The sequence below is a fragment of the Mesorhizobium sp. M5C.F.Ca.IN.020.32.2.1 genome, assembly GCF_004023105.1.
Taxonomy (GTDB): Bacteria; Pseudomonadota; Alphaproteobacteria; order Rhizobiales; family Rhizobiaceae; genus Mesorhizobium; species Mesorhizobium wenxiniae.
Genome location: NZ_RZSX01000767.1, coordinates 1 through 3,064 on the forward strand (window position 1 = coordinate 1; position 3,064 = coordinate 3,064).

Below are 3,064 nucleotides of genomic sequence, written 5' to 3' on the forward strand. Positions count from 1 at the left end.
CGCGCTCCTTCACAAATGGGCGCTGAGCGCCGATCAACCGGATACGCGCAAAGCGGTTCTCCGGTACATCGTCGCCGGCCGGCAAGGCCGGGCGTTGGCGGATGCCATGCGTGGCGAGCGTCCGGCGTGGATTCCGCTTCCGCTTGAGCGTCTCCTCGCGGACCCTCTGCTGGATGGCTGGCCGGATGAGGATCGCAAGCGACTGCTCCTCGAACTTGGCGGGCACCACTTGTTCAACGTGGTCCCTGACTATCCGGGACAGCAGCTTGATAGCGCCGATCCTGAGGCGGTTCTGAGCGCCATCCATGACTGGTGGACCGAGGTTGGCGACGCGGAGCGCGCCTCTTACTTCGGCTCCGTCTATCCCACATTCTTCGCCTCCTCCGCGCTTCGCGAAGGAATCGACCGCGCCGCCTGGTTCACTCTCTTTGCGTTAGCTTGCTTCCAGTCATTCGGGCGAGCGCAGGACGGTCAGCACCGGCGGTTCATCGAACAGGGTTGGAACCAGGGCTGGTGGCGCGATCTCGCGGAGTCGCGCCCGCCGGACGATGTCCAGTCCTGGCTTGGCCGTCTGGAAAGGTGGAGTGCCCCTGAGCAGGTCGATCAGACGTTCCTTCCGTGGCGGCGCGCGTTCGTCGACCTCTACACCGTGGCTCGTTGGCTCGATGAATATGTCGAGGTGATCAGAGTCCTCCCGCGCATCGTCCGCGAGCGTGGCGCGATTTCGCTGAACGACGTACTCCGGCCGAGCTTCTCGCCGGTGATCATGCCGCTTGGTCTCGATGCCGCTCCGCTCAGTCGCTCTCTTGGAATCGGCACGAACTGGATGATTCGGGAAATGCTACGCCAAGGCGTCTATGAGGCTCAGGATGCGGATCGCATGGCTCCCTATTGCTGGGCCCCCTCGCAACGTGTCCGCCGGCTGCTGAACGTGCTCGGCGCTGGTGTCGGGGAACGGGCCGATAACGAAGCAAGCCGCGCCATTCACGGGTTCGTCGTCAGCCACCTCGGCGCGGAGCGCGCCCGCTTCATTGGCGACTTTGATCTCCCGTTGCAGCTGATAACGCGTGAGGTTCATGGCGCGGCACTCGCGCAATGCTTCCAAGCCGCCAATCTCGAACCTCCTGACTTTGACGCCGTGCGCGAGGCATTGGAGGACGAGCCAATCTTCGAAACGAGCGACCCATGACGGCCACGCAACGGCAGCTTGAACCAGGCATTCCCGTCCAGCACCCGCGGCACGGTACCGGACGCGTGGTCGTGAATCTCGGGGCCACGATCATCGTGCGATTCGGCGGGACCGTGGAGCAAGTGCTCGCAAGCGAGCTCCTGGAAATTCCATCGCTTGATTCAGCGATCCGCCAGAATCTAGCCGGCGATCCCACCGATGCGCTTCTTCGCGCACAGGCGCTCGCCATTGGCTCCGTCAACGACCAGTGGGGTGTCTTCTCCCGGTCACGGGTTCAGTTGCTTCCTCATCAATTGTGGGTCTGCCGGAAGGTGAGCCAGGAATGGCCCTTCCGATGGCTTATCGCCGACGATGTGGGGCTTGGTAAGACAATCGAATGCGGCCTGGTTCTCATGCCGCTGATCGCCTCAGGCCGCGTGCGCCGGTTGCTGATCTTGGCGCCTGCCAAACTCGTGCCGCAGTGGCAATTCCGTCTGAAGGACATGTTCGACATTCGACTCCAGCGCTATGTCGCGGAGGCGGATACCGAGCGCGGCGACTTCTGGGCGACCGCTTCAATGGTTGTCGCGTCTTTTCACACGCTCCGCGATGACCGGCGCGGTGCGCGTCAGCGGCTTCTTGATGCCGATCCCTGGGACTTGGTCATCGTCGATGAAGCTCACCACCTGAGTGTCGATGAGCGCGCGGGCGAGACACTGGCGTACAGCCTCGTTTCGGAACTCCAGAGCCGTGCGAAGATCAATTCGCTACTTTTCTTCACGGGGACACCGCATCGGGGAAAGGACTTTGGGTTCTTTGGCCTCATGCGCCTCGTGCGGCCCGATCTGTTCGATCCCGAGGCGGACAGATTCGCGCAGCTGGTCCAACTTCCCAAGGTGATGATCCGAAACAACAAGGCGACCGTCACCGATCTTCAGGGACAGCGTCTTTTCACGCCGGTCACGGTGCACAGCCGCGAGTATGGTTATAGTGACGCGGAAGCCCGCTTCTACCGCACGCTCAGCGAATTCATTCTCGACGGTCGAGCCTACGCTGCGACTCTCGATGGCCGTGCGCAGACCGCGCGAATGCTCGTGCTCATCACCCTTCAGAAGCTGGCCGCAAGCTCAATTGCGGCCATCCGAAGCGCGCTTCGCAAACGGCGCAGCATGCTGGCGGAGCTCGTCCGGCGTTCGGACGGCGCAGCCTCGGTCGCACTGCCTGATGAAGGACAGGCGACGCTCGACGAGCTTGCTGAAGCGGAAGAAGCGCTGCCGGTCTCCGCCGCCGTCCTCCTTATGGAGGACGAGATACGCCGACTGGATGAGCTGATCGCGTTAAGCGACGAGATCATCAGTGAGACTAAGATCGAGCGCCTGCTTGAGATGATTAGCACGGAATTCGCGGCCGATGAGCCGGTCCTGCTGTTCACGGAGTACAAGGCCACACAAACGCTCGTGATAAATGCTTTGCAGCGGCGTTTTGGGTTTGGTTCTGCCGCATTTATTAACGGCGACGAGCGGCTGGATGGCGTGCAGCAAGCTTCCGGCCGGGTGGCGGTTGTCAGCCAGCCTCGGGAGCAAGCGGCCGATGCCTTTAACGCTGGCAAGGTACGCTTTCTCGTGTCGACCGAGGCCGGCGGCGAGGGCATCGACCTTCAGGAACGATGCGCCGTCCTGGTCCATGCCGACATGCCGTGGAATCCGATGCGCCTCCATCAGCGGGTGGGGCGCTTGTCCCGCTACGGCCAGAAGCGGCCGGTTTCTGTCTACATCTTGCGCAACCCGGATACAGTTGAGGCCCGGATCTGGGACCTTCTCAATGCCAAGCTGGAGCGCATCCAGCTGGCCCTATCTTCGGTGATGGAGGAAGCGGAGGATATTTCGCTGCTAGTAG

General features: G+C 62.2%; 2 protein-coding genes. Both read left to right on the forward strand.

Features of this window, described 5'->3' with window-relative positions; all coding sequences use genetic code 11:
- Positions 1-94 precede the first annotated feature (94 nt).
- Entirely contained in the window at positions 95-1,189 is a 1,095-nt protein-coding gene (locus EOA86_RS28485) for a hypothetical protein (protein ID WP_128344710.1), read from the forward strand.
- A partial coding sequence (locus EOA86_RS28490; protein WP_245497405.1) for a helicase-related protein occupies positions 1,186-3,064 on the forward strand: 1,879 nt, incomplete at its 3' end. The genes EOA86_RS28485 and EOA86_RS28490, both read left to right, overlap by 4 nt.